Below are 2,217 nucleotides of genomic sequence, written 5' to 3' on the forward strand. Positions count from 1 at the left end.
CCACACCCGGTTGGCCGAGAGCGAGCCTGGATCCTCGCGGTCGTGCCGGAAGACCGTCGTCCGATAGCCGTCGAAGCGCACAGCGCCGCCCTGGGTGGCGAACCACATGAAGCCGTGCCGGTCCTGGAGGACCGAGAGGACCGACTGCTGGGGCAGCCCCTGCTCGATCGACAGCTGCTCGAAACGCAGCCGCGCAGGTACCGCGCCGGCGCAGGTCGCCGCGAAGAGGAAGGCGGCGGCCGCCAACCAGGCCGTGCCGGCAAGCGAAGGGGAGGGGCGTGGACGCATGCCAGCAACAAATGTACCAACTTTCGCAACATCCGTACTACCCGGAAAACAGGCCAGGACTTTCCCCATTCCTTCAGGCCTCCAAAGGCAGCAGCAGGATTCCGGGCTCTGGAAGCGGCGGCGGCGGTCCGATGCCGCGGCGCGAGCTGAATAGGACCTGCTTGATGCCGTCCGCCAGGGCATAGAGTCGGAACTCGGGCACGCCATAGATGCGTTGAGCGGCGCGGAGCAGGTGCTGTGCGAAGACGGCGAGCTTGGCCTGCTTACCCAGATGCACCGCGGCAAAGTAGGCGACCGCCATGACCAGCGTGACCATCGTCCGCAACCGCTCATAGAGCAGCAACCGGATGTCCTCAAGCTGATAGCTCTGCTTGATGAAACGGATCGTCTCCTCCACGCGCCACCGCGCCAGGTAGCTCTCCACCACTCGCCAAACGCTCTTTCGTGAGCGACGCACTGGCAGCGTCGTCAGCAACATCAGTGGCCGTTGGCCGAAGCCCTCCACCACCACCAACATCAGCGGGCGATCGACACCGGGAAACCGCACTGGCGTGGCCCCGAAGCGCAGGTTGTAGATCTTCTCCTCCTCGCCGGTCTGTTTGACGATGGTCTGCCGGTAGGGCCGACGACAGCGCGTGGCAATGGCTTCCACTGCCTGGGCCTTGCGTCTCCAGATCAGGTGACGATCGCCGCGCTGCCGGATGAGGAAGGCCTTGCCCGACTCCAGCAAGGGCTTCAATAGCTCCTCGCGATCCCCACCCCGGTCCATCACCCAGATCCCTCGCCCTCCCGCCGCCTGCGAGACCGCCTCAATCGCCCCGAGGATCTCTTGGTTCTCGCTGAGGAAATCAGGGGCCTCCTGCGAGTACAGCTCCTGGTACAAAGGGATCACCTGCGCCGTGCCCCGCTGCACCGCGACCACCTCCAAGCACCAGTAGCCATCGGCCATCTTCCCTTCCGAGCCATCGCGCACTCGTGCCAGATACTCCATGCTCCGGGCGTAGCGTTTGCTCAGATCGGTCGGGTCCACCACCAAAAGAGTCTCCGCAGTGACCCGGGGAGCCGCCAGGGTGAGCAGGTTCTCCCGCACTTGCTGGCGCAGGCCGCTGCGCTCCAGCTGCCGCCCCAACCGCTCGATGATCTTCTTCAGGGACGTCGCCTCCCCCAGGGACCGGCCGATCTCGCTCAGCCGCACGGAGCCCCGGGCCTGCACGCCATAGAGCACCTCGCGGACCAGGCGCTGCGATACCTTGGGCAGTCCTTGAGAGACGTTCCCCGAAAATACCGCCATCTGCTCTCGAATTCTCCACGCGATTTTGGCATCATCCATCGGGGCCTCCTCTACAACTGGTTGAAGCAATTGGACTTACTTCACCCAGTCTACAGAGGACGGCCCCTTCTGTCTGCCGCAAGAAGTTACCCCAAAACGACCGATTCCACTTCCGCTGCGACCCAAGTCGCCTGCCACCAGATAGTTGGCTGGAATCAGCCTTGGGTTTTGGGGAATGTCCTGGAAAGAATCCTCTTGACGCCCCGCGGATCGCTCTGGTACTCTCGCTGGTCCGCGGCGCGACCGGAAGGTTCAGTCGAGAGCGTGGTCCGTCTGGCGCCGTGAACCGGGGACTCCCCGGGGACAGCCAGACACGATCTTCAGGCCCTGCCTCTCGATGATGGCCAAGCGACTGACCTGCCTGTTCAGCCCACCACAAGTCAAGAGAGTTCGTAAGCTCGCCGGACGTGTGTCTCCGGGTCAAGCCGGAGACGTTTCCCCACGACAGACGAGTTGACTTATCCGACGTGCATGCCGCTGAGGTGTGCGCCGAGTCAGGAGATCGAGCCGAGTTGGAATCGACGCGCAGGCTGCCTCCAGTGTGCGCTGAGTCAAGGAGAGTCATCGGATGCCGACCATTCATCAGCTGGTGAAGAAGG

General features: G+C 63.7%; 2 protein-coding genes. Both read right to left on the reverse strand.

What is annotated here, in order from left to right:
• Positions 1-288, reverse strand: a 288-nt coding sequence (locus GY769_16885) for a hypothetical protein (protein ID MCP4203597.1), incomplete at its 3' end; no start/stop codon positions are given.
• 73 nt (positions 289-361) lie between these two features.
• Positions 362-1,618: a transposase gene (locus GY769_16890; protein ID MCP4203598.1), complete on the reverse strand. Its 1,257-nt coding sequence runs from the start codon at positions 1,616-1,618 to the stop codon at positions 362-364.
• Positions 1,619-2,217 lie beyond the last annotated feature (599 nt).

The sequence above is a fragment of the bacterium genome, assembly GCA_024224155.1.
Taxonomy (GTDB): domain Bacteria; phylum Acidobacteriota; class Thermoanaerobaculia; order Multivoradales; family JAHEKO01; genus CALZIK01.